The following is a 2120-nucleotide window of genomic DNA, read 5'->3' as shown; positions in this document are numbered from 1 at the left end:
TTATACCATTTAGGCTGATGTTATATGGTTGATAGTAACAGACTAAACTATATTGCATAAAAAAATTAATATACCCCTTGACAATACTTGACTCAATGCATTATAATAACACCGGATTTCAACAAAGGAGTCTTTTGAAATTATGTCAACCGAAACCAAAGAAGAAGTCGTAAGCGAAGATCAAAGCACCGCAGTAGAAGGTGAAGAGACCGTCGCCGAGACAGGAAACGAATTAGAAACTTTACAAGCGCAGCTGGCCGCAATGAACGATAAATATGCCAGAGTTCATGCTGATTTCGATAATATTAAGAAACGGCTTGAGCGAGAGAAATATCAGGCGCTTGAGTACGCGAACGAAAAATTCGCCAAAGATCTGATCCCGGTAGTCGATTCACTGGGGATGGCCATCGGTGCGGCCGAGATCGAAGCGGAACCGGCGGTATTGCTCGAAAAGCTCAAAGAGGGTGTCGAACTCACGATGAAACAGCTTCTGGGCGTACTCGAAAAACACGGTGTGACTCCGGTGGATGAATCCGAACCGTTCGATCCGAATATCCACAATGCCGTTCAGAGCGTGGACAGCCCGGATCACGAAAGCGGTGCGATTGTGAATACCTTCCAAAAAGGGTATCGCTACAAAGAGAGAACCTTGCGCGACGCAATGGTTGTCATAGCCAATTAATTTGAACGACTATCGGAACAAAGTCCCGATAGTCTACGCTTGTCGCTAAGGCACTAAAGCACATCGATGCTTCCGGCATCGGCGTAAAATAAAAAACGAACTTAAAACAAAGGAACTACAATGTCAAAAGTTATTGGTATCGACCTTGGAACAACAAACTCATGTGTGGCTGTCTACGAAGGCGGCGAAGCGAAAATCATCCCGAACAAAGAGGGTAAAAACACGACTCCTTCCGTAGTCGCGTTTACCGACAAAGGGGAGATCCTTGTCGGTGATCCGGCGAAACGTCAGGCGATCACCAACCCGGACAAAACGATCTATTCGGTCAAACGGATCATGGGTCTGATGATGAACGAGGAAAAAGCCAAAGAGGCGCACGACAAAGTCACCTACAAAATCGTCGACAAAAACGGTATGGCTGCGGTTGACGTGGCGGGCAAAGTCTACACGCCTCAGGAAATTTCGGCAAAAATCCTTTCAAAACTGAAAGCGGATGCAGAAAGCTACCTCGGACAAGCGGTCACCGACGCGGTTATCACCGTTCCGGCGTACTTCAACGACGCACAGCGTAAAGCGACCAAAGAGGCCGGAACTATCGCGGGATTGAACGTCCTTCGTATCATCAATGAGCCGACGGCGTCGGCTTTGGCGTACGGTCTGGATTCCAAAGGGGACGAAAAAGTCCTCGTGTACGATTTGGGGGGCGGAACGTTCGACGTTACGGTTCTTGAAATCTCTGAGGGGACGTTCGAAGTTCTTTCAACCGACGGGAATGCGTTCCTAGGCGGGGACGACTTCGACAACAAGATCGTCGATTTCTTGGCATCCGAGTTCAAATCAGACCACGGGATCGATCTCAAAGCGGACAAAATGGCGCTTCAACGTCTCAAAGACGCGGCTGAAAATGCGAAAAAAGAGCTCTCTTCCGCAGAAGAGACGGAGATCAACCTTCCGTTTATCACCGCCGATGCGACGGGTCCGAAACACCTGGTGGTCAAACTGACCCGTGCCAAATTCGAAGGGATGATCGATACGCTCGTCAAAGAGACGATTAGCCACATCAAAACGGCGATGAAAGACGCAGGTCTTGGCAAAAACGAGATCAACGAAATCATCATGGTCGGGGGCTCAACCCGTCTTCCGATCGCACAAAAAATGGTCTCCGACGAGTTCGGCGGAAAAACGCTCAACAAAGGGGTAAACCCCGATGAAGTCGTAGCAGCCGGTGCCGCTATTCAGGGCGGGGTTCTGCGCGGAGACGTTAAAGACGTTCTTCTGTTGGACGTTACGCCGTTGTCACTCGGGATCGAAACGCTCGGCGGCATCGCGACGAAAATCATCGAAAAAGGGACCACCATCCCGGTTAAAAAATCGCAAGTGTTCTCGACCGCCGAAGACAACCAGCCTGCGGTGAGCATCAGCGTTGTTCAAGGTGAGC

The 2120-nt window shown here is 49.5% G+C and carries 2 protein-coding genes; both read left to right on the top strand.

Annotation, left to right across the window (positions count from 1 at the left end; genetic code table 11):
• The first annotated feature begins 115 nt into the window (after nt 1-115).
• Nucleotides 116-682: a nucleotide exchange factor GrpE gene (gene grpE, locus JU82_RS04730; RefSeq protein WP_037947183.1), complete on the top strand. Its 567-nt coding sequence runs from the start codon at nt 116-118 to the stop codon at nt 680-682.
• Between the two features lie 120 nt (nt 683-802).
• Nucleotides 803-2120, top strand: a 1318-nt coding sequence (gene dnaK / locus JU82_RS04725) for a molecular chaperone DnaK (RefSeq protein ID WP_037947180.1), incomplete at its 3' end; no start/stop codon positions are given.

The organism is Sulfuricurvum sp. MLSB (assembly GCF_000747095.1).
Classification (GTDB): Bacteria; Campylobacterota; Campylobacteria; order Campylobacterales; family Sulfurimonadaceae; genus Sulfuricurvum.
Note: the sequence above shows the minus strand (reverse complement) of the source record. Positions and strands in the feature narration are given on the sequence as shown.